Origin of the sequence: Pseudomonas sp. Gutcm_11s (genome assembly GCF_028649395.1) — a bacterium.
Classification (GTDB): domain Bacteria; phylum Pseudomonadota; class Gammaproteobacteria; order Pseudomonadales; family Pseudomonadaceae; genus Aquipseudomonas.
Genome location: NZ_JAQSUW010000010.1, coordinates 329025 through 347599 on the forward strand (window position 1 = coordinate 329025; position 18575 = coordinate 347599).

Consider the following 18575-nt stretch of genomic DNA (forward strand, 5'->3'; position numbering starts at 1 on the left):
CGGTATCATGCGGCCAGTGTTCAGTATTTACAACACTGCAAACGCGATTGCTCCAGCGAGCGCCCACTAGCCCCCGGAATAGAGCCTCGGCACGCGCTTGAGGTTGCAGAACAGCTGGTACGGAATGCTGCCGCAGCCATAGGCCACCGCGCTGGCGGAGACGTTGCGCCCCCAGAGTTCGACCCGGCTGCCGAGGCCGGCGCCCGGCAGGTCGGTGAGGTCCACGGTGAGCATGTCCATGGACACCCGGCCGATCAGGCGGGTCATCTGCCCATCGACCAGCACCGGAGTGCCGGTGGCCGCATGGCGTGGGTAGCCGTCGGCATAACCCATGGCGACCACGCCGACGCGGGTCGGCCGCTCGGCGATGAAGCGCGCACCGTAGCCCACCGGCTCGCCGGCCGGCAGCTCGCGCACGCTGATGATCTTCGACTCCAGGGTCATCACCGGGCGCAGGCGCGCGGCCTGGGCCTGGTCGTGTTCGAAGGGGGTGGCGCCGTAGAGCATGATGCCGGGGCGCACCCAGTCACTGGGAATCTCCGGCCAGCCGAGAATGGCCGGTGAGTTGCGCAGGCTGATCTCGGCCTGCAGGCCACCACGCGCCTCGTGGAACAGCGCCAGCTGCTCGGCGCTGCGCGGGCTGTCCAGCTCGTCGGCGCGGGCGAAGTGGCTCATCAGCACGATCTTCTCGACCTTGCCGCTGGCCAGCAGGCGGGCATGGGCATCGCGGTACTCGGCCGGATGCAGGCCGACCCGGTGCATGCCCGAGTCGACCTTCAGCCACACGCGCAGCGGCCGCGCCAGGCGAGCGCGCTCGATCGCTTCGATCTGCCAGGCCGAGTGCACCACGCACCACAATTGGTGCTGGTCGATCAGGCCCAGTTCGCTCTCCTCGAAGAAGCCTTCGAGCAGCAGGATCGGCTGGCGGATGCCGGCGTAGCGCAGCTCCAGCGCCTCCTCGATGCAGGCCACCGCGAAGCCGTCGGCCTCCGCCTCCAGCGCCTGGGCACAACGCACGGCGCCGTGGCCGTAGGCATCGGCCTTGACCACCGCCAGGGCTTTCGCGCCGCTGATCTCGCGGGCGAGACGGTAGTTGTGACGCAGGGCTTCGAGGTCGATCAGGGCACGGGCGGGGCGCATTTCGGCTTCTTCGATTCGCTTAAAAAAAACCCGGCGGGGGCGCCGGGCGAGTCAGGGATGAATCAATTCTGTGCAGCGACGACCATCATCTCCACCAGCACCCGCGGGTCGTACAGCTTGCCCTCGACGCAGGCGCGGGCCGGGGCGGCGCCTTCGGCGACCCAGGCGTCGTACACCTCGTTGAGGCCGGCGTAGTCGGCGCTGATGTCCTTCAGGTAGATGGTCACCGAGAGGATCTTCGACTTGTCGCTGCCGGCCTCGGCCAGGAAGCGATCGATGTTGGCCAGGGTCTGGCGGGTCTGCTCACGGATATCGCCGGCGTAGTCGTCAGCCAGCTGACCCGCCAGGTAGACGGTGCCGTTGTGGATGACGATTTCGCTGTAGCGCTTCTCAATGCGCAGGCGCTGGATGGACATGCTTGTGGCTCTCCTTGGTGCGGCCATAACGGGAAATATCCAGGCCTTCGGCGCTGATCTGCGGGCGCTTGTTCGCCATCAGGTCGGCGAGGAAGCGACCGGAGCCGCAGGCCATGGTCCAGCCAAGGGTACCGTGTCCGGTGTTGAGGAACAGATTGCGGAATGCCGTGCCACCCACGATCGGCGTGCCGTCCGGGGTGGCCGGGCGCAGGCCGGTCCAGAAGCTGGCCTGGCTGACATCGCCGCCTTCCGGGTAGAGATCGTTGGTGATCATCTCCAGGGTGGCGCGACGCTTGGGGTTGAGGGAGAGGTCGAAGCCGGCGATCTCGGCCATGCCGCCGACGCGGATGCGGCCGTCGAAGCGGGTGATGGCGACCTTGTAGGTCTCGTCGAGAATGGTCGAGCTTGGCGCCATCGCCGCGTTGGTGATCGGCACGGTCAGCGAGTAACCCTTGAGCGGGTACACCGGGGCATTGATGCCCAGCGGCTTGAGCAGTTGCGGGCTGTAGCTGCCGAGAGCCAGCACGTAGCGGTCGGCGGTCTCCAGCTTGCCGTCGATCCACACGCCGTTGATGCGATCACCGGCCGCATCCAGGCGCTGGATGTTCTGGCCGAAACGGAATTCCACGCCCAGGGCCTTGGCCATGTCCGCCAGCTTGGTGGTGAACATCTGGCAGTCGCCGGTCTGGTCGTTGGGCAGGCGCAGGGCGCCTGCCAGCTTGTGCTTGACCCCGGCCAGGGCCGGTTCGACACGGGCGATGGCGTCGCGGTCGAGCAATTCGTAGGGCACGCCGGAAGCTTCCAGCACGGCGATGTCCTTAGCGGCGGCATCGACCTGGGCCTGGCTACGGAACAGCTGGGTGGTACCGAGCTGGCGGCCTTCGTAGGCGATGCCGGTTTCGGCGCGCAGTTCGTCGAGGCAGTCGCGGCTGTACTCGGACAGACGCACCATGCGCTCCTTGTTCACCGCGTAGCGCGCGGCGGTGCAGTTGCGCAGCATCTGCGCCATCCACAGGTACTGGTCGACATCACCAGTAGCCTTGATCGCCAGCGGCGCGTGTTCCTGCAGCAGCCACTTGATGGCCTTCAGCGGCACGCCGGGGGCGGCCCAGGGCGAGGCATAGCCGGGGGAGACCTGGCCGGCGTTGGCGAAGCTGGTCTCCAGGGCCGGGCCGTTCTGGCGGTCGACTACCACCACCTCGAAACCGGCGCGGGCCAGATAGTAGGCGCTGGCGGTACCGATCACACCGCTGCCAAGAACCAGAACGCGCATTGTGGCCTCCCTCGTAGGCGTTTGTTTTGCTGAGCGTTATGGCAGGCAGTATAGGAAGGAGAAGGTAGAGATATTCACTGTTTATCAGTGGCCATTTGGCGTTAGTTCCCGACGCAGAGCAATTTCACAGGATTCCAGCAGGCGATATGGCTGGACTTTAGCCATACTCCCAGTGAATTATCCCGTTCAGTTATTTCGCACACCGGAGCCCACCATGCGCACCCAGCACCAGAGCCGCCGCGAACTGGACAAGATCGACCGCAACATCCTGCGCATCCTCCAGGAGGACGGGCGCATCAGCTTCACCGAGCTGGGCGAGCGCGTCGGCCTGTCCACCACGCCCTGCACCGAGCGCGTGCGGCGCCTGGAGCGCGAGGGGATCATCATGGGCTACCACGCCCGCCTCAATCCGCAGCAGCTCAAGGCCAGCCTGCTGGTGTTCGTCGAGATCAGCCTGGACTACAAGTCCGGCGACACCTTCGAGGACTTCCGCCGCGCCGTGCTCAAACTGCCGCACGTGCTGGAATGCCACCTGGTCAGCGGCGACTTCGACTACCTGGTGAAGGCGCGGATCAACGAGATGGCCAGCTACCGCAAGCTGCTCGGCGACATCCTGCTCAAGCTGCCGCATGTGCGCGAATCGAAGAGTTACATCGTCATGGAAGAGGTGAAGGAAAGCCTCAGCCTGCCGGTAGCGGAGTAGTCCCGGCGCAATGAAAAACGCCCGCGAAAGCGGGCGTTTTGGCATCTGCGGGCAGGCTTACCAGAAGGTGCCGCGCAGGGTCAGCATGTAGTTGCGCGGCTCGCCGTAGTAGTTGCCGTACTCGGAGGTGCCGACGCTGGCGTAGTAGCGACGGTCGAACAGATTGTTGCCGTTGAGCGCGACGGTCCAGTGCTCGTCGACGTCGTATTCGATCAGCGCATCGTAGACCGCATAGCCCGACTGGCTGAAGTCGTAGGGCTGCGAGTCGATGACATTCCAGCTGCTGTCGAAACGGTAGGCCTCGCCCTTCACGTAGGTCGCGCTGGTCGCCGTCACCCCGGCGCCGACGCGCCAGTCGGACAGCGCGCCCGGCAGGGTGTAGACGCTCCACAGCTTGAACAGGTGCTTGGGCGTGACCGTGCTGTAGAGCGTCTCCTCGGTGTCGTTGCTGATCTGGTTGTAGGTGTAGCCGGCCATGATGTCCCAGCCCGGCGCGAGCTGCCCGGTGACCTCCAGGTCGACTCCCTTGCTGGTGATCTTGTCCTGCGCCAGGTAGCAGCAGGAGGCGCTGTAGCTGAACGGCGGATTGGGATAAGCCGGATCGAGCGCCGCCTGGTTCTCGCGGGTGGTGTAGAACAGCGCCGCGCTGACATTCAGGTCGCCGTCGAACAGCTCGCCCTTGATCCCAGCCTCGTATGTCTTGCCGGTCATCGGATCGATGGAGTTGCCGGAACCCTCCGGCCCGGACAGCTTCTGCGCCTGGGGCTTGAACACCTCGGCGTAGCTGACGTAGGTCGACCACTGGTCATCCAGCGCATAGATCAGGCCGCCGTAGGGCACCAGGGTGGTCGGCTCGCGCTCGGATACGCTGTCCTGGTTCACCCAGGTACCCGTGCCGTCGCTGTTGCGCATGCTGTAGGCCTGCTCGAACTTGTAGCGCTGGGCTCGCGCGCCCAGCACCAGCTTGAGCGGGTCGGTCAGCTGCAGGCGCAGGGTCGAGTAGAGGCCGTATTGCTCACGGCTATTGGGGTAGTAGTCGCGCCAGAAGCTGTGGTTGCTCTCGTCGCTCGGCAGCGGCGTGGCCTTGGGGTCCCACAGATCGATCATGCCGCCCTTGTCCAGCATGCCCGGAGCGCCACGCCAGCGGCTGGTGACCTTCTGATAGTCGCCGCCGACGAGCAGTTCGTGGGTGCGGCCGAACGCATCGAAGTAGCCCGACAGGTTCACATCGACCACCGACTGCTTGCTCCAGCTGGAGACGTAGCTGCCCCACCAGTACGGGCCGGTGTCGGTTGTCTCATCGACCGAGCCGTAGGGAATCACGCCCTCGGTGACGGAGTGGTTGTAGGAGTAGGTGTAGGAGGTATTGAGCTTCCAGTCATCGTTGAACTGGTGATCGAGCTTGGCGAACCACTCGCGGTTGTAGCTATCGGACCAGGCCTGGTCGGTGGTGTACCAGGTATGCCGCGGCAGCTTCACGTCACGGCCGGTGCTGTAGCGCGGCAGGCCGTCACCGGTGCCGTTTTCCTTGAGTTTGTCGTAGCTGCCGCCGAGGGTCAGCATGGTGGCGTCGCTGAGATCCAGTTCGAAGATGCCGTAGAGGAACGGCTTCTCGGTGCTGCGGTTGTCCATGAAGTATTGGCGGTCGGTATAGGCCGCCACCACGCGCCCGCGCAGGCGGCCGTCGTCGGTCAGCGGCCCGGTCAGGTCGACCTCGCTGCGGTAGTTGTCCCAGGACCCGGCCGAGGTGTTGAACTTGAGCTGGTAGCTGTCCAGCGGGCGCTTGCGCACCAGGTTGACGATGCCGCCCGGATCGCCCGTACCGCCCAGCAGGCCACTAGCGCCTCGCAGTACCTCGACGTGGTCGTAGGACGCCATGTCGTACAGGCGGTCGCTGTAGAACGTGCCCAGGCCATTGCCGATATCCATGGGCGCCGCGCCATCGATCTGCACGTTGTCGATGCTGAAGCCGCGGGAGAAGAACTGCTCGACGTGGTAGTTGTTGTTGCGCACGGTGATGCCCGGCGTTTGCTTCATCGCCTCGGGCAAGGTGGTGATGCGCTGGTCCTCGATCATCTGCTGGCTGATGATCGACACCGTTTGCGGCGTGTCCTTGAGGCTGGTCGGGGTCTTGGAACCGACACTGATCAGGCCGGTGGTGTAGGACCCCGAGTTCTCGGTGGCCTCGCCCATGCCCTGCCCCTGGATGGTGGTAGTCCCCAGCTCCGTCACGGAACTGTCCGCCACAGGCGCGGCGATCAGGAAGCCGCCGTCACTGGTCTTTTCCACCTGCAACCGCGAACCCTGCACCAGCCGCTGCAGCGCCTGCTCCACCGTCAGCTCCCCGCTCAGCGCCGGGGCATCCAGCCCCTCGGCGGCCTCGGTGGCGAACAGGATGCGACTACCGGTCTGCCCGGCCAGGGCGTTGATCGCCTGGTCCAGCGGCTGGGCCGAAAGATCGAGAACGTAGGTGCCCTCCTGGGCATGCAGCGCAGAGGCCAGCGTCAGGCTGGCGACCAGCAGGGAAAGGCGACTGCGCGGCGACTGCGCACGTAACGATTGCTTATCCATGAAACTCCCCATGAACGATCAGAAATTGGCGATCACAGGGAGTGGCGGATGAGGCGCAGGCAATGTTGAGGTCACCTGAGAAAAATTCTCGTTATTCTTTCTGCTGCCCATTCAACGCCCGCTGAGCGTCACGCTGCCGTCGCCGGCACGCGCCAGGCGCACCGGCAGAATCGCCGGCAGCAGGTCGATCAGCGACTCGATGGCGGCACTGTCGTACTCGCCGGACACCCGCAGCGCACCAAGGCGCGGATCGGCCAGACGCACCGGGGCCTGGCGGTAGCGCTGGATATCGATGATTACCTCGCGCAGCGGCGTGCCGTCGAAGCGCAGCTTGCCTTGCTGCCAGGCCGTCACCCGGGCTGGATCGACTCGCTCGGTCGCGCCGAGCTGTCCCGCCTGCACCAGCAACTGCTCGCCACCGTGCACTCGGCGCGCTGCGGCAGCGGGTGCAGACACCTCGACCTCGCCCTCGATCACCGCCACGGCCACGCCGCGACTGTCGCTGCGCACGTTGAACACCGTGCCGATATCGAGCACTTCGGCCTGCTGGCTGCGCACGATGAAGGGCTTGTCGCCATGCACCACGGTGAAGGTCGCCTCGCCCTCGACCAGCTCGATCTGCCGGCTGCGCAGCCGTTGCTCGACGCGTAGATGGGTGGCGCCGTTGAGCAGCACCTGGCTGCCGTCGGCCAGGCTCAGGCTCTCGCGCCGACCCGCGGCCGTGCGCACGTCCTCGCTGCGCCAGGCGGGGTCGACCAACCACAGGCCGGTCGCCAGCAACACCATCGACAGGGCGCTACCGGCAACCTGCTTGCGCCGCCGCTGCCTCGCGCTCTGCGCCTTGCCCTCGGCGAGCAGGGCCTCGCGGGACGGAACGCGGGCACGTAGCGCCTGCTCGAAGGGCGCGAGCGGGTCCTGGGCCTCGCCCTGATCGGGACGCTGCACCTCGCTCATGCTCTACCCGCCAGGGCCAGGCGCGCCGGCTCCCAGTCGCGGGCGATGGTGCGCATGGCACGGGCAAAATGCTGCGTCACCATGTTCACCGAGATGCCCAGCTCCTCGGCGATCTCGCGCTGCGGCATGTCGTGGATGCGGTGCAACAGGAAGACCTGGCGGGCACGCGCCGGCAGCGCGTCGATGATCGCCAGCAGCGCCTCGAGTTGCTGTTCGAAGTGCAGTGCGGCGGCGCCATCCAGGTCATGCACATGCCAGTCGGGCACCTCGGCGACCGACTCGAAACGGGCATTACGGGTGCTGTCGGCGCGGCGCCGGTCGATGGCGCGGTTGAAGGTGGCCCGTCGCAGGAAGGCAAACGGCAGCTTGATCGGCTGCTGTGGCGGCTTCTCCAGCAGTTGCACGCAAACGTCGTGCACCACTTCCCGGGCGAACTGGCTCCCCTGAAAGCGCCGGCGGATGTATTCGATCAGCTCGTCGTAATGCAGCGTCAGGGCATCTACCAGCGCGGCGTCGTGAGGGGATCGAGTCATTTCGGCGATCAAGGCCTAATTGTGAGTGAGTCGCATTATACCGACGACGAGACAAATGCCTAGCTGACGAGCCATAACCCGAATGCCCTAGCCGCGGCCTCGGCGAGCGAGTCTTTCCCACCAGGCACGGCGGTTTTTCCTGGCGGCCTCTTGGTCGCAGGCATCGCGCGCGCTTATCCTGCGTCAAACTTTAACAACACCTTACTCAGGATTTCGCACATGAACGCCCGGCTCAATCAGCCCGTCCACAGTGACCAGCACGCCGCCTCCTACTATGCGGCCACGGTCAACCGGCAGCTGGCGCAGCCGCCCCTGGCCGGCGAGGTGGTGGCCGACGTGTGCGTGGTCGGTGGCGGCTTCTCCGGCCTCAACACCGCCATCGAGCTGGCCCGCAAGGGCTTCTCGGTGGTCGTGCTGGAGGCCCACCTGCTTGGCTGGGGCGCCAGCGGCCGCAACGGCGGCCAGCTGATCCGTGGCGTTGGCCACGGTGTCGAACAATTCGAGCCACAGATCGGCGCCGAAGGCGTGCGCCAGCTCAAGCTGATGGGCCTGGAAGCGGTGGAGATGGTGCGCCGCCGCGTCGAGGAATACGCCATCGACTGCGACCTGACCTGGGGCTACTGCGACCTGGCCAACAAGCCCGCCCACCTGCAGGGCTTCGCCGAGGACAAGGCCGAGCTGGAAAGCCTCGGCTACCGCCACGAGCTGCGCCTGCTGCAAGCGGAGCAGATGCACCAGGTGGTCGGCTCCGACCGCTACTGCGGCGGCATGATCGACATGGGCTCGGGCCACCTGCACCCACTCAACCTGGCCCTGGGCGAGGCCGCCGCGGCACTGTCCCTCGGCGTGCAGCTGTTCGAGCACTCGCCGGTGACGCGCATCGACCATGGTCCCGAGGTGAAGGTGCATACCGCCAAGGGCACAGTGCGCGCCAAGACCCTGGTGCTGGCCTGCAATGCCTATCTCAATGGCCTCGACCCGACCCTGGGCGGCAAGGTGCTGCCCGCCGGCAGCTACGTGATCGCCACCGAGCCGCTGGGCGAGGCCCGCGCCCGCGCACTTATCCCGCAGAACATGGCGCTGTGCGACCAGCGCGTGGCGCTGGACTACTACCGTCTCTCTGCCGACAAGCGCCTGCTGTTCGGCGGCGCCTGCCACTATTCAGGTCGCGATCCAGCAGACATCGCCGCCTATATGCGGCCGAAAATGCTGCAAGTCTTCCCGGAACTGGCCGACGTGCGCGTCGACTTCCAGTGGGGCGGGATGATCGGCATCGGCGCCAACCGCCTGCCGCAGATCGGCCGCCTCAAGGACCACCCCAACGTCTACCACGCCCAGGCCTACGCCGGACACGGAGTGAACGCCACCCACCTGGCCGGCAAGCTGCTGGCCGAGGCCATCGCCGGCGAACAGGGCAGCGGTTTCGACCTGTTCGCCAAGGTGCCGCACATGACCTTCCCCGGCGGCAAGCACCTGCGTTCGCCGCTGCTGGCGCTGGGCATGGCCTGGTACCGCCTGAAAGAGGCCATCGGCCTGGTCTAACCTACTCGGCCTCGCGCCACAGGGTCCACAGCGGGCGCTCGGCCTCGGCCAGCGCCTCTGCCCTGTTCAGGCCGATGTCGCTCAGCTGCGCATCGCTCAGGCGCAGCAGCGCCTTGCGCGTACTCAGGCGCCGCTGAAAGGCGCTCCAGCGCCCCAGCAGGCGCAGCACTCCTACCAATGCGCCGCCCTGGCGCGGCTCTGCGCTCGGCAGGCACTGCTGTTCTGTGGCCCGGGTCATGTCGTTCTCCTTGCAGCCAACTGTATGGAGGAACATGATGCAAAGCGGCGAGACAAGGATACAGATTCAAATAATCTGCTTTTTACCCATACAGACTGCACGAAATCGCCTCTGAATCGTCTTTTTTGCCGCCATCTGTATGGTCGAGCAGGAGGCCACATGCTTTATCGCAACCTTGCCGAGATCCTCGGCGACCGCATAGAACAGGGTCTGTACCGCCCCGGCGACCGCCTGCCCTCGGTGCGCGCCCTCAGCCAGGAGCACGGCGTCAGCCTGAGCACCGTACAGCAGGCCTACCGCGAGCTGGAGGACGGCGGCCTGGTCGAGCCACGCCCCAAGTCCGGCTACTTCGTGCCACAGGGCAGGCAGAAGCCGGCGCTGCCGATGGTCAGCCGTACAGCCCAGCGCCCGGTGGAGGTATCGCAGTGGGACCAGGTGCTGGAACTGGTCAGCACGCCGCCCTATGGCGAGGTGGTACAGCTCGGTCGCGGCATCCCCGACATCAGTACGCCGACTCTCAAGCCGCTGCTGCGCAGCCTGTCGCGCCTGAGCCGGCGCCAGGGTCTGAAGGAGCTGAGCTACGGCAGCCTGGAGGGCGAGATCCTGCTGCGCGAGCAGGTGTCACGCCTGGCACTGGACTCCGGCTGCCAGATTCCCGCGGCGGACATCATTATCACCACCGGCTGCCACGAGGCGCTGTCCGCCGCGCTGCGCGCCGTGTGCCAGCCCGGCGACATCGTCGCGGTGGACTCGCCGAGCTTCCACGGCGTGATGCAGGCGCTCAAGGGCTTCGGCCTCAAGGCCCTGGAGCTGCCCACCGACCCGCTCACCGGGATCAGCCTGGAGGCCCTGGAAATGGCCCTCGAGCAGTGGCCGATCAAGGCCATCCAGCTGACCCCGACCTGCAACAACCCGCTCGGCTACATCATGCCCGAGGCCAACAAGCGCGCCCTGCTGGAGCTGGCGCAGCGCTACGACGTGGCGATCATCGAGGACGACATCTACGGCGAGCTGGCCTACAAGTACCCGCGCCCACGCACCATCAAGTCGTTCGACGAGGACGGCCGCGTGCTGCTCTGCAGCTCCTTTTCCAAGACCCTGGCACCGGGCCTGCGCATCGGCTGGATCGCCCCCGGCCGCTACCTGCAGCGGGTGCTGCACATGAAGTACATGAGCACCGGCATGAGCGCCCAGCTGCCGCAGCTGGCGCTGGCCGAGTTCATCGGCGCCGGCCAGTACGAGCCGCACCTGCGGCGCATGCGCGCGCAATACGCACGCGGCCGCGAGCTGATGACTTCCTGGGTCAGCCAGTACTTCCCCGCTGGCACCCGCGCCAGCCAGCCGCAGGGCGGCTTCATGCTCTGGGTGGAGATGCCGCAGGGCTTCGACAGCCAGCGCCTCAATCGCCTGCTGGCGCCACACAAGGTGCAGGTGGCGCCGGGCAGCATCTTTTCCGCCGCCGGCAAGTACCGCAACTGCCTGCGCATGAACTTCGCCAGCGCCCAGGGTGGCGCCATCGAGCAGGCGGTACGGCGGGTCGGCGAGACGGTGGGCGAGCTGCTGGGCGAACTTTCCACCTGAATCTTTGCGCTGCGGTTGGCGTCCCAATGTGACGAGAAGATCCATGCGGAGACCGGAGTGCGCCACGCCCTGCTGTTCGTCCTGCTGCTGGCCCTGGGCGCCTGCGGCAGCCACGTCGCCATCCAGCCCAGCCAGACGCTGCCGGCCGCCGCCTCGCCCTTCGGCCGCCAGCTGCAGACCCTGGCCGCCCGGCATGAGGGCCGCTCGGGCTTTCGCCTGCTGCCGGCCAGCGACGAGGCCTTCGCCGCCCGCGCCGAGCTGATCCGCGCCGCGCAGGGCAGCCTCGACCTGCAGTACTACATCGTCCACGACGGCCTCAGCACCCGCACCCTGTTCGACGAATTACTGAGCGCCGCCGATCGCGGCGTGCGCGTACGCCTGCTGCTGGACGACACCAGCAGCGATGGCCGCGACTACGAGATCGCCCTGCTCGCCGCCCACCCAAACATCCAGGTGCGGGTATTCAACCCCCTGCACCTGGGCCGCGCCACTGGCGTCACCCGCACCCTGGGGCGCGCGCTGAATCTCGGCCAGCAGCACCGGCGCATGCACAACAAGCTGTGGCTGGCCGACGGCGCCGCCGCCATCGTCGGCGGGCGCAACCTGGGCGACGAGTACTTCGACGCCGAGCCCAGCCGCAACTTCACCGACATCGACCTGCTCGCCGTCGGCCCGGTGGCCGAACAGCTGGCGCACGGCTTCGACCAGTACTGGAACAGCGCGCTGAGCAAGCCGATCCAGCAGTTTCTCTACCGCGCGCCGGATGCCGCCGACCTGGCCAAAGCCCGCCAACGCCTGCGCGCCTACATGGCCGAGGCCAGCGTCAAGCAGAAGGAGCTCTACCAGCGCCTGCAGAGCTACCGCGAGAAACCGCGCCTGCAGCACTGGCTGGGCGAGCTGATCTGGGCGCCGGGCCAGGCGCTTTGGGATGCACCGGCCAAGGTCCTGGCGGATGGCGAGCCGGACCCGCAACTGCTGCTGGCCACCCAGCTGGCGCCGCGCCTGGAGGCCCTGCAGGATGAGCTGATCCTGGTCTCGGCCTACTTCGTGCCCACCGAGGACGGCATGCGCTACCTGGTCGGGCATGCCGAGGACGGAGTCAGCATCCGCCTGCTGACCAACTCCCTGGAGGCCACCGACGTACCGGCGGTGCACGGCGGCTATGCACCCTATCGGCACGAGCTGCTGGAGCACGGCATCCGTCTGTTCGAGTTGCGTCGCCAGCCAGGCGAAGGCTCCGGCGGCAGCGGCCCGTACAGCTTCAGTGGCGCCTCCAACTCCAGCCTGCACAGCAAGGCCATCGTCATCGATCGCCGTTACGCCTTCGTCGGCTCACTGAACTTCGACCCGCGCTCGCTGCTGTGGAATACCGAGGTCGGCGTGCTGGTGGACAGCCCCGAGCTGAGCGCGCACGTGCGCCGCCTGGCCCTGGAGGGCATGCAGCCTGCGCTCAGCTACGAGGTGCACCTGGTCGATGGCCAGCTGCGCTGGCGCGCCGAGCAGAACGGCAGCCTGCGCGAACTCACCCACGAGCCCGGCAGCACCTGGCGCCGCTTCAACGCCTGGTTCGCCGACCTGATCGGCCTGGAGCGCATGCTCTAGCGTTCGGCGATCAGCTCGCCGTTGCGCTCGCGCCAGGTCAGCCAGACGAAGCCAGCGGCGCCCAGCGCCATCATCAGCGGCAGCGCATGCCCGCTCAGCCACTGGCTGGCGGCGCCGGTCAGCAGCGGGCCGAGCAGGCAGCCGATACCCCACAGCTGCGAGACGTGGGAGTTGGCGCGTACCAGCTCGTCATCGCGGAAGCGCTCGCCGATAAGGATCAGCGACAGGGTGAACAGGCCGCCGGCGCTGGCGCCGAACAGCACCCAGATCGGCCAGATCAGCGGCGTGTGCAGGAACAGCGGAATGCTCAGGCTGGACAACAGCAGGACCACGCCACACAGGCGGAACAGCGAGCTGCGCGATACCCGGTCGGCCAGCCAGCCGATCGGCAGCTGCAGCGCCGCATCGCCCACCACCACCACGCTGGCCATCAGCAGCGCCACGTCCTGACTGAAGCCCTGGTGCAGGCCATAGACCGGCAGCAGGGTCAGCATCATCGCCTCGAAGGCGGCGAACAGGCCGACCGCCCAGGCGATGGTCGGCATGCGCCGGCAGAAGTCGAACAGGCCGCGGCCGGAGGCGCTGTGGGCATCGACCCGCGGCGCACCGCTGCGACCGAGCAGCACCAGCGAACCGAACACCAGCAGGCCGGTGCCGCTCCAGAAGCCCAGGTCGGTGTCGGTACCGAGCAGCGTCAGCAGCAGCGGTCCGGCCAGCTGGCTGAGCGCGTAGCCGGTGCCGTACAGCGCCACCAGGCGGCCGCGCCAGCGCTCCACCGCCAGCTGGTTGATCCAGCTCTCGCCGAGGATGAACACCACGGTCAGCGCCACGCCGAGGAACAGGCGCAGCCCCAGCCACACCGGGTAGTGCTGCACCAGCGCCAACAGCGCCACCGACAGCGCGCCGATCAGCAGGCACAGCTGCATCACCAGGGTGGTGCCCAGGCGCGCGGCCAGGCGCCCGGCGATCAGCGAGCCGAGCAGCACGCCGACTGCCGGGGTGGCGGCCATCACGCCGATGGCGAAGTTGCCGTGCCCCCAGCTCTCCAGGCGCAACGACACCAGCGGCATGGTCACGCCCAGCGCCAGACCGATGCTGATCACCGCGGCACAGACCGCGAAGTAGGTTCCCCAACGCATAGCCAAATCCTTTGCGGCAAAGCAAAACGGCCGAGTTTCCCCAAGGAAACCCGGCCGCAGGTGTGGCTCATCGAGAGCCGGCCCCGAGGGGCGGACCTTCAGGCGCCGCAGGGGCGCCCGTCAATCGGTGCTTACAGCTTGATCCAGGTGGATTTCAGTTCGGTGTACTTGTCGAACGCGTGCAGTGACTTGTCGCGGCCATTGCCGGACTGCTTGAAGCCACCGAACGGCGCGGTCATGTCACCCATGTCGTACTGGTTGATCCACACGCTGCCGGCACGCAGGGCCTTGCCGACCAGGTGCGCCTTGGACAGGTTGCTGGTCCACACACCAGCGGCCAGGCCGTAGATGGTGTCGTTGGCGATGGCCACGGCTTCCTCGGTGCTGTCGAAACCGATCACCGACAGGACCGGGCCGAAGATCTCTTCCTTGGCGATGCGCATGGCGTTGGTCACGCCGTCGAAGATGGTCGGCTCGACGTAGGTGCCGCCGGTCTCTTCCAGCACGCGCTTGCCGCCGGCCACCAGCTTGGCGCCGTCATCGTGACCGGCCTGGATGTAGCTCAGCACGTTGTTCAGCTGGGTGGTGTCGACCAGAGCACCGACGTTGGTCGCCGGGTCCAGCGGGTTGCCCGGTTTCCAGGCCTTGATCGCCTCGACCACCATGGGCACGAACTTGTCCTTGATCGAGTTCTCCACCAGCAGGCGCGAGCCGGCGGTGCAGACTTCGCCCTGGTTGAAGGCGATGGCGCTGGCCGCGCCCTCGGCGGCGGCCTGCAGGTTAGGCGCGTCGGCGAAGACGATGTTCGGGCTCTTGCCGCCGGCTTCCAGCCAGACACGTTTCATGTTCGATTCGCCGGCGTAGACCATCAGCTGCTTGGCGATCTTGGTCGAACCGGTGAACACCAGGGTGTCGACGTCCATGTGCAGGGCCAGGGCCTTGCCCACGGTGTGGCCGAAGCCCGGCAGCACGTTGAACACGCCGGCCGGGATGCCGGCCTCAATGGCCAGCTGGGCGATGCGAATGCCGGTCAGCGGCGACTTCTCGGACGGCTTGAGGATGATCGAGTTGCCGGTGGACAGTGCCGGGCCCAGCTTCCAGCAGGTCATCAGCAGGGGGAAGTTCCACGGCACGATGGCGGCGACTACACCGACCGGCTCACGGGTGACCAGGCCCAGCTCGTCATGGGCGGTGGCGGCCACTTCGTCGTAGATCTTGTCGATGGCCTCACCGCTCCAGCGGATGGCGCGCGAGGCAGCCGGCACGTCGACGCTCAGCGAGTCGCTGATCGGTTTGCCCATGTCGAGGGTTTCCAGCAGGGCCAGCTCCTCGGCGTGGGCGTCGATCAGGTCGGCGAAGCGGATCATGATCTCCTTGCGCTGGACCGGCGCCATGCGCGACCACACGCCGGACTCGAAGGTGGCGCGGGCATCCTTGACCGCCAGTTCGGCGTCGGCCAGGTCGCAGCTGGCCACCAGGCCGAGCAGGCGGCCATTGACCGGGCTGATGCACTCGAAGGTGGCGCCGGACACCGACTCGGTGTATTCGCCATGGACGAAGGCACGGCCCTCGATCTTCAGGTTCTGGGCGCGCTGTTCCCAGTCGGCACGGGTCAGGGTGGTCATGCGAGGATCCTCGAGTGAAGCGTGTGGCAAATAGGCAACACGCACTGTCAATTATTCTGTCAGGCCGATTGCCGGCCATCGTGCAGGCAACACTAAACCAGAGCGCCCAGGCTTTTCAATATTTTTGACAGATGCCGGAGTAAACGCCTTGCATTGTTCGTTTTATCAAACATAGACTGCCGAGCATCCGCGCCTTACAACAATAGGAAGAACGCCATGCACATCGACCAGATCGTCGACTTCGCCAGCGCCGGGACCACGCCCGAGCACTATCGCCCCGCCGCCGAGAAGATCCTCAAGGGCGACCCCGAGCAGAGCGTGCGCAACCACTACGGTAGCCCGTGCGGCCAGTTCAACGTCGGCATCTGGGAAGGCGCCGTCGGCCAGTGGACCATCAATTACACCGAACACGAGTACTGCGAGATCCTCCAGGGCGTATCGGTGATCCGCGACCAGGACGGCAACGCCAAGACCGTGCGCGCCGGCGATCGCTTCGTCATCCCGGCCGGCCTCAAGGGCACCTGGGAAGTGCTGGAAGCCTGCCGCAAGGTCTATGTGATCTTCGAAGCCAAGGCCTGAGCCCGCCCCGAACAGCAGCAGATTTCGAGTCACCCTGATTAGCCCGCGCCCGCGGGCTTTTTTTCGCCCGCACTTTTTCGCAGGCAAGAAAAAACCCGCCGAGGCGGGTTTCTTCGTACAAGGGCCGGATCAATTACTTGATCTTGGCTTCCTTGTAGGTCACGTGCTTACGGACGACCGGATCGTATTTCTTGATCTCGATCTTGTCCGGAGTAGTGCGCTTGTTCTTGTCGGTGGTGTAGAAGTGGCCGGTACCGGCGCTGGACACCAAACGGATCAGTTCACGCATGATTAGCTCCTTAAACCTTTTCGCCGCGAGCGCGCAGCTCGGACAGAACTACGTCGATGCCGCGCTTGTCGATGATGCGCATGCCCTTGGCGGAAACGCGCAGACGCACGAAGCGCTTCTCGGACTCGACCCAGAAGCGATGGTGCTGCAGGTTCGGCAGGAAACGACGACGGGTTTTGTTGTTTGCGTGGGAAACGTTGTTCCCGGTTACCGGACCCTTACCGGTAACTTGACAGACTCTCGACATGCCTCAGCCCTCTAAAACCACATGCCCAACCCGGCATGGGTTGGCCGCTTGAACTCAATAGTCATTTGGCGCTCAGCGCCGCGTTTCTCGGGGGTCTTACCGGCGTTTAGCGTCTCCGCTGGACCGGGCCCCTAGAAAAGAGCGCTGCTTTATACCAGAACACCCAACCGCTCGCAAGGATGAGGCTGCGCGAAAAACACCGGTCGCGGCCAGGAACGGCGGCCCTTCGCGGCGCCCCGAGCTCGACCGCTCGTCGCCCCGCGTCGTTGTCTGCCAGGCCCCTTTGCTCTACGGTGTGACGTTCGTCGTCCGGAGGAACCCCGATGCGCCTAGCCGCCCTGCCCCTGCTGTTCGCCCCCCTGCTGAGCCAGGCCGCCACTCTGGCCGTGTGTACCGAGGCCAGTCCGGATGGTTTCGACGTGGTGCAGTACAACTCGCTGACCAGCACCAACGCCTCCGCCGACATGCTGATGAATCGCCTGGTCGAGTTCGACGCCGCGGCCGGCAAGCTGGTACCCAGCCTGGCCGAGCGCTGGGAGGTGTCCGCCGACGGCCTGAGCTGGACCTTCCAGCTGCGCGCCGGGGTGAAGTTCCAGCGCACCGCCTGGTTCGCCCCGAGCCGCGAACTGAACGCCGACGACGTGCTGTTCAGCTTCCAGCGCATGCTCGATACCGCCCACCCCTGGCACAAGGTGGCCGCCAGCGGCTATCCGCATGCCCAGTCCATGCAATGGCCGGCGCTGATCGAGCGCGTCGAGGCGCCAACCCCGACGAGCGTGCGCTTCGTCCTCAAACACCCGGACGCCACCTTCCTCGCCACGCTGAGCATGGGCTTCGCCTCCATCTATTCCGCCGAGTACGCCGACCAGCTGCTGACCGCCGGCAAGCCTGCGCTGCTCAATAGCCAGCCGGTCGGCACCGGCCCGTTCATCCTCAAGCGCTTCCAGAAGGACGCGGCGATCCGCTATGTCGCCAACCCGGACTACTTCGCCGGCAAGCCGGGCGTCGACGGCCTGGTGTTCGCCATCACCCCGGACGCCAACGTACGCCTGCAGAAGCTCAAGCGCGGCGAATGCCAGCTCGCCCTGTCGCCCAAGCCCCTGGACGTACAGGCCGCCCGCCAGGACGAGCGGCTGGCGATCAGCGAGACGCCGGCTTTCATGACCGCCTTCGTCGCCCTCAATAGCCAGCACCCGCCGCTGGACAAGCCGCAGGTGCGCCAGGCGATCAACCTGGCCTTCGACCGGACCGCCTACCTGCAGGCGGTCTTCGAGGGCAGCGCCAGCGCTGCCAATGGCCCGCTGCCCGCCAACACCTGGAGCTACGCCGAGCTGCCCGGCTACCCGCATGACCCGGCCAAGGCCAAGGCGCTGCTGGCAGAAGCCGGGCTGGCGGACGGCTTCAAGACCACGATCTGGACCCGCCCCTCCGGCAGCCTGCTCAATCCCAACCCTACCCTCGGCGCCCAGTTGCTGCAGGCCGACCTGGCCAAGATCGGCATCCAGGCGGAGATTCGCGTGATCGAATGGGGCGAACTGATTCGCCGCGCCAAGGCCGGCGAGCATGACCTGCTGTTCATGGGATGGGCCGGCGACAACGGCGACCCGGACAACTTCCTCACCCCGCAATTCGCCTGCGCCTCGGTCGAGTCCGGGCTGAACTTCGCCCGCTACTGCGACCCGCAGCTGGACAAGCTGATCACCGAAGGTCGCACCGGCGGCGACCAGGCGGCGCGCAGTGTGCTGTATCGCCAGGCCCAGGAAATCATCCAGCAACAGGCACTGTGGCTGCCGTTGGCCCATCCCACCGCCTACAGCCTGCTGCGCAAGGGCGTGACGGGCTACCAGGTCAGCCCCTTCGGCCGCCTCGAGCTGTCCAGGGTCACGCTGAACTAGACCCAGCCGTACTCGGCCATCGACAGCGGCTCACCGTCGCCAACGATGAAGTGGTCAAGCACGCGCACCTCGATCATCCCAAGCGCCTCCTTGAGCCGCTCGGTGAGCAGGCGGTCGGCCTGGCTGGGCTCGGCGACGCCGGAGGGGTGGTTGTGCACCAGGATGGCCGCAGCTGCGTTGTGTGCCAGGGCACGCTTGACCATTAGGCTCAACCATTAGAAGCATAGTATTTGTGCAGCTGGCTAGCA

At 66.4% G+C, this 18575-nt stretch carries 17 protein-coding genes and 1 pseudogene; 6 read left to right on the plus strand and 12 right to left on the minus strand.

All coding sequences use genetic code 11. The features are described 5' to 3' along the window. Positions 1 to 66: 66 nt before the first annotated feature. From alr to dadA, 3 genes are all read right to left on the minus strand, one after another. Entirely contained in the window at positions 67 to 1140 is a 1074-nt protein-coding gene (gene alr, locus PTT45_RS06235; RefSeq protein ID WP_273812141.1) for an alanine racemase, read from the minus strand. 62 nt (positions 1141 to 1202) lie between these two features. Further along, positions 1203 to 1556, minus strand: coding sequence for a RidA family protein (locus PTT45_RS06240; RefSeq protein ID WP_273812142.1), 354 nt, complete (start codon positions 1554 to 1556; stop codon positions 1203 to 1205). Next, positions 1531 to 2829 carry a D-amino acid dehydrogenase gene (gene dadA, locus PTT45_RS06245; protein ID WP_273812143.1) on the minus strand — a complete coding sequence of 433 codons (1299 nt, stop codon included), beginning with the start codon at positions 2827 to 2829 and terminating at the stop codon, positions 1531 to 1533. Before dadA ends, PTT45_RS06240 begins: the two co-directional genes overlap by 26 nt. Positions 2830 to 3043: 214 nt before the next feature. Here dadA and PTT45_RS06250 point away from each other — a divergent pair, with 214 nt between their 5' ends. Beyond that, positions 3044 to 3532: an Lrp/AsnC ligand binding domain-containing protein gene (locus PTT45_RS06250; RefSeq protein ID WP_273812144.1), complete on the plus strand. Its 489-nt coding sequence runs from the start codon at positions 3044 to 3046 to the stop codon at positions 3530 to 3532. 57 nt (positions 3533 to 3589) lie between these two features. Here the strand turns inward: PTT45_RS06250 and PTT45_RS06255 are convergent, their stop codons facing one another. The 3 genes from PTT45_RS06255 to PTT45_RS06265 form a co-directional block, all read right to left on the minus strand. Then, positions 3590 to 6103, minus strand: a complete 2514-nt coding sequence (locus PTT45_RS06255) for a TonB-dependent siderophore receptor (RefSeq protein ID WP_273812146.1) — start codon at positions 6101 to 6103, stop codon at positions 3590 to 3592. Positions 6104 to 6214: 111 nt separating this feature from the next. Beyond that, a complete protein-coding gene (locus tag PTT45_RS06260; protein WP_273812147.1) occupies positions 6215 to 7057 on the minus strand; it encodes a FecR family protein in 843 nt (280 codons plus the stop codon). After that, positions 7054 to 7590 (minus strand): RNA polymerase sigma factor, encoded by a 537-nt coding sequence (locus tag PTT45_RS06265; RefSeq protein WP_273812148.1) that lies wholly within the window; start codon positions 7588 to 7590, stop codon positions 7054 to 7056. Before PTT45_RS06265 ends, PTT45_RS06260 begins: the two co-directional genes overlap by 4 nt. A gap of 219 nt (positions 7591 to 7809) precedes the next feature. Between PTT45_RS06265 and PTT45_RS06270 the strand changes: the two genes are divergently transcribed. Continuing rightward, positions 7810 to 9132, plus strand: coding sequence for an NAD(P)/FAD-dependent oxidoreductase (locus PTT45_RS06270; RefSeq protein WP_273812149.1), 1323 nt, complete (start codon positions 7810 to 7812; stop codon positions 9130 to 9132). A 1-nt stretch (position 9133) separates the two neighbouring features. On the opposite strand, the gene PTT45_RS06275 is transcribed toward PTT45_RS06270, so the two are convergent. Beyond that, positions 9134 to 9370, minus strand: coding sequence for a DUF1127 domain-containing protein (locus PTT45_RS06275; protein WP_273812150.1), 237 nt, complete (start codon positions 9368 to 9370; stop codon positions 9134 to 9136). Between the two features lie 159 nt (positions 9371 to 9529). Here PTT45_RS06275 and PTT45_RS06280 point away from each other — a divergent pair, with 159 nt between their 5' ends. Further along, entirely contained in the window at positions 9530 to 10951 is a 1422-nt protein-coding gene (locus PTT45_RS06280; RefSeq protein WP_273812151.1) for an aminotransferase-like domain-containing protein, read from the plus strand. Between the two features lie 57 nt (positions 10952 to 11008). Then, the gene (locus PTT45_RS06285; protein ID WP_443218152.1) at positions 11009 to 12553 is read left to right on the plus strand and encodes a phospholipase D family protein; all 1545 of its coding nucleotides are present in this window, start codon (positions 11009 to 11011) and stop codon (positions 12551 to 12553) included. On the opposite strand, the gene PTT45_RS06290 is transcribed toward PTT45_RS06285, so the two are convergent. Next, the gene (locus PTT45_RS06290; protein ID WP_273812153.1) at positions 12550 to 13692 is read right to left on the minus strand and encodes an MFS transporter; all 1143 of its coding nucleotides are present in this window, start codon (positions 13690 to 13692) and stop codon (positions 12550 to 12552) included. The two genes, PTT45_RS06285 and PTT45_RS06290, sit on opposite strands and share 4 nt — an antisense overlap. A 131-nt stretch (positions 13693 to 13823) precedes the next feature. Then, the gene (locus PTT45_RS06295; protein ID WP_273812154.1) at positions 13824 to 15317 is read right to left on the minus strand and encodes an aldehyde dehydrogenase; all 1494 of its coding nucleotides are present in this window, start codon (positions 15315 to 15317) and stop codon (positions 13824 to 13826) included. Between the two features lie 216 nt (positions 15318 to 15533). Between PTT45_RS06295 and PTT45_RS06300 the strand changes: the two genes are divergently transcribed. Further along, positions 15534 to 15896, plus strand: coding sequence for a cupin domain-containing protein (locus PTT45_RS06300; RefSeq protein ID WP_273812155.1), 363 nt, complete (start codon positions 15534 to 15536; stop codon positions 15894 to 15896). Positions 15897 to 16029: 133 nt separating this feature from the next. Here the strand turns inward: PTT45_RS06300 and rpmG are convergent, their stop codons facing one another. Both rpmG and rpmB read right to left on the minus strand, forming a co-directional pair. After that, positions 16030 to 16185, minus strand: coding sequence for a 50S ribosomal protein L33 (rpmG, locus tag PTT45_RS06305; protein ID WP_021702025.1), 156 nt, complete (start codon positions 16183 to 16185; stop codon positions 16030 to 16032). 10 nt (positions 16186 to 16195) lie between these two features. After that, a complete protein-coding gene (gene rpmB, locus PTT45_RS06310) occupies positions 16196 to 16432 on the minus strand; it encodes a 50S ribosomal protein L28 (protein ID WP_021702024.1) in 237 nt (78 codons plus the stop codon). 323 nt (positions 16433 to 16755) lie between these two features. Here rpmB and PTT45_RS06315 point away from each other — a divergent pair, with 323 nt between their 5' ends. After that, positions 16756 to 18327, plus strand: a complete 1572-nt coding sequence (locus PTT45_RS06315; protein WP_273812158.1) for an ABC transporter substrate-binding protein — start codon at positions 16756 to 16758, stop codon at positions 18325 to 18327. Here PTT45_RS06315 and PTT45_RS06320 read toward each other — a convergent pair. Beyond that, positions 18324 to 18530: pseudogene (locus tag PTT45_RS06320) on the minus strand (JAB domain-containing protein); the annotation flags it as partial. The gene PTT45_RS06315 and the pseudogene PTT45_RS06320 sit on opposite strands and share 4 nt — an antisense overlap. Positions 18531 to 18575 lie beyond the last annotated feature (45 nt).

Coding starts and splice junctions, on each gene's coding strand:
- PTT45_RS06295 (WP_273812154.1), bottom strand. CDS start 15,317: ATGACCACCCTGACCCGTGCCGACTGGGAACAGCGCGCCCAGAACCTG.
- PTT45_RS06265 (WP_273812148.1), bottom strand. CDS start 7,590: ATGACTCGATCCCCTCACGACGCCGCGCTGGTAGATGCCCTGACGCTG.
- alr (WP_273812141.1), bottom strand. CDS start 1,140: ATGCGCCCCGCCCGTGCCCTGATCGACCTCGAAGCCCTGCGTCACAAC.
- PTT45_RS06300 (WP_273812155.1), top strand. CDS start 15,534: ATGCACATCGACCAGATCGTCGACTTCGCCAGCGCCGGGACCACGCCC.
- rpmB (WP_021702024.1), bottom strand. CDS start 16,432: ATGTCGAGAGTCTGTCAAGTTACCGGTAAGGGTCCGGTAACCGGGAAC.
- PTT45_RS06250 (WP_273812144.1), top strand. CDS start 3,044: ATGCGCACCCAGCACCAGAGCCGCCGCGAACTGGACAAGATCGACCGC.
- PTT45_RS06315 (WP_273812158.1), top strand. CDS start 16,756: ATGCGCCTAGCCGCCCTGCCCCTGCTGTTCGCCCCCCTGCTGAGCCAG.
- PTT45_RS06290 (WP_273812153.1), bottom strand. CDS start 13,692: ATGCGTTGGGGAACCTACTTCGCGGTCTGTGCCGCGGTGATCAGCATC.
- dadA (WP_273812143.1), bottom strand. CDS start 2,829: ATGCGCGTTCTGGTTCTTGGCAGCGGTGTGATCGGTACCGCCAGCGCC.
- PTT45_RS06280 (WP_273812151.1), top strand. CDS start 9,530: ATGCTTTATCGCAACCTTGCCGAGATCCTCGGCGACCGCATAGAACAG.
- rpmG (WP_021702025.1), bottom strand. CDS start 16,185: ATGCGTGAACTGATCCGTTTGGTGTCCAGCGCCGGTACCGGCCACTTC.
- PTT45_RS06260 (WP_273812147.1), bottom strand. CDS start 7,057: ATGAGCGAGGTGCAGCGTCCCGATCAGGGCGAGGCCCAGGACCCGCTC.
- PTT45_RS06275 (WP_273812150.1), bottom strand. CDS start 9,370: ATGACCCGGGCCACAGAACAGCAGTGCCTGCCGAGCGCAGAGCCGCGC.
- PTT45_RS06240 (WP_273812142.1), bottom strand. CDS start 1,556: ATGTCCATCCAGCGCCTGCGCATTGAGAAGCGCTACAGCGAAATCGTC.
- PTT45_RS06255 (WP_273812146.1), bottom strand. CDS start 6,103: ATGGATAAGCAATCGTTACGTGCGCAGTCGCCGCGCAGTCGCCTTTCC.
- PTT45_RS06270 (WP_273812149.1), top strand. CDS start 7,810: ATGAACGCCCGGCTCAATCAGCCCGTCCACAGTGACCAGCACGCCGCC.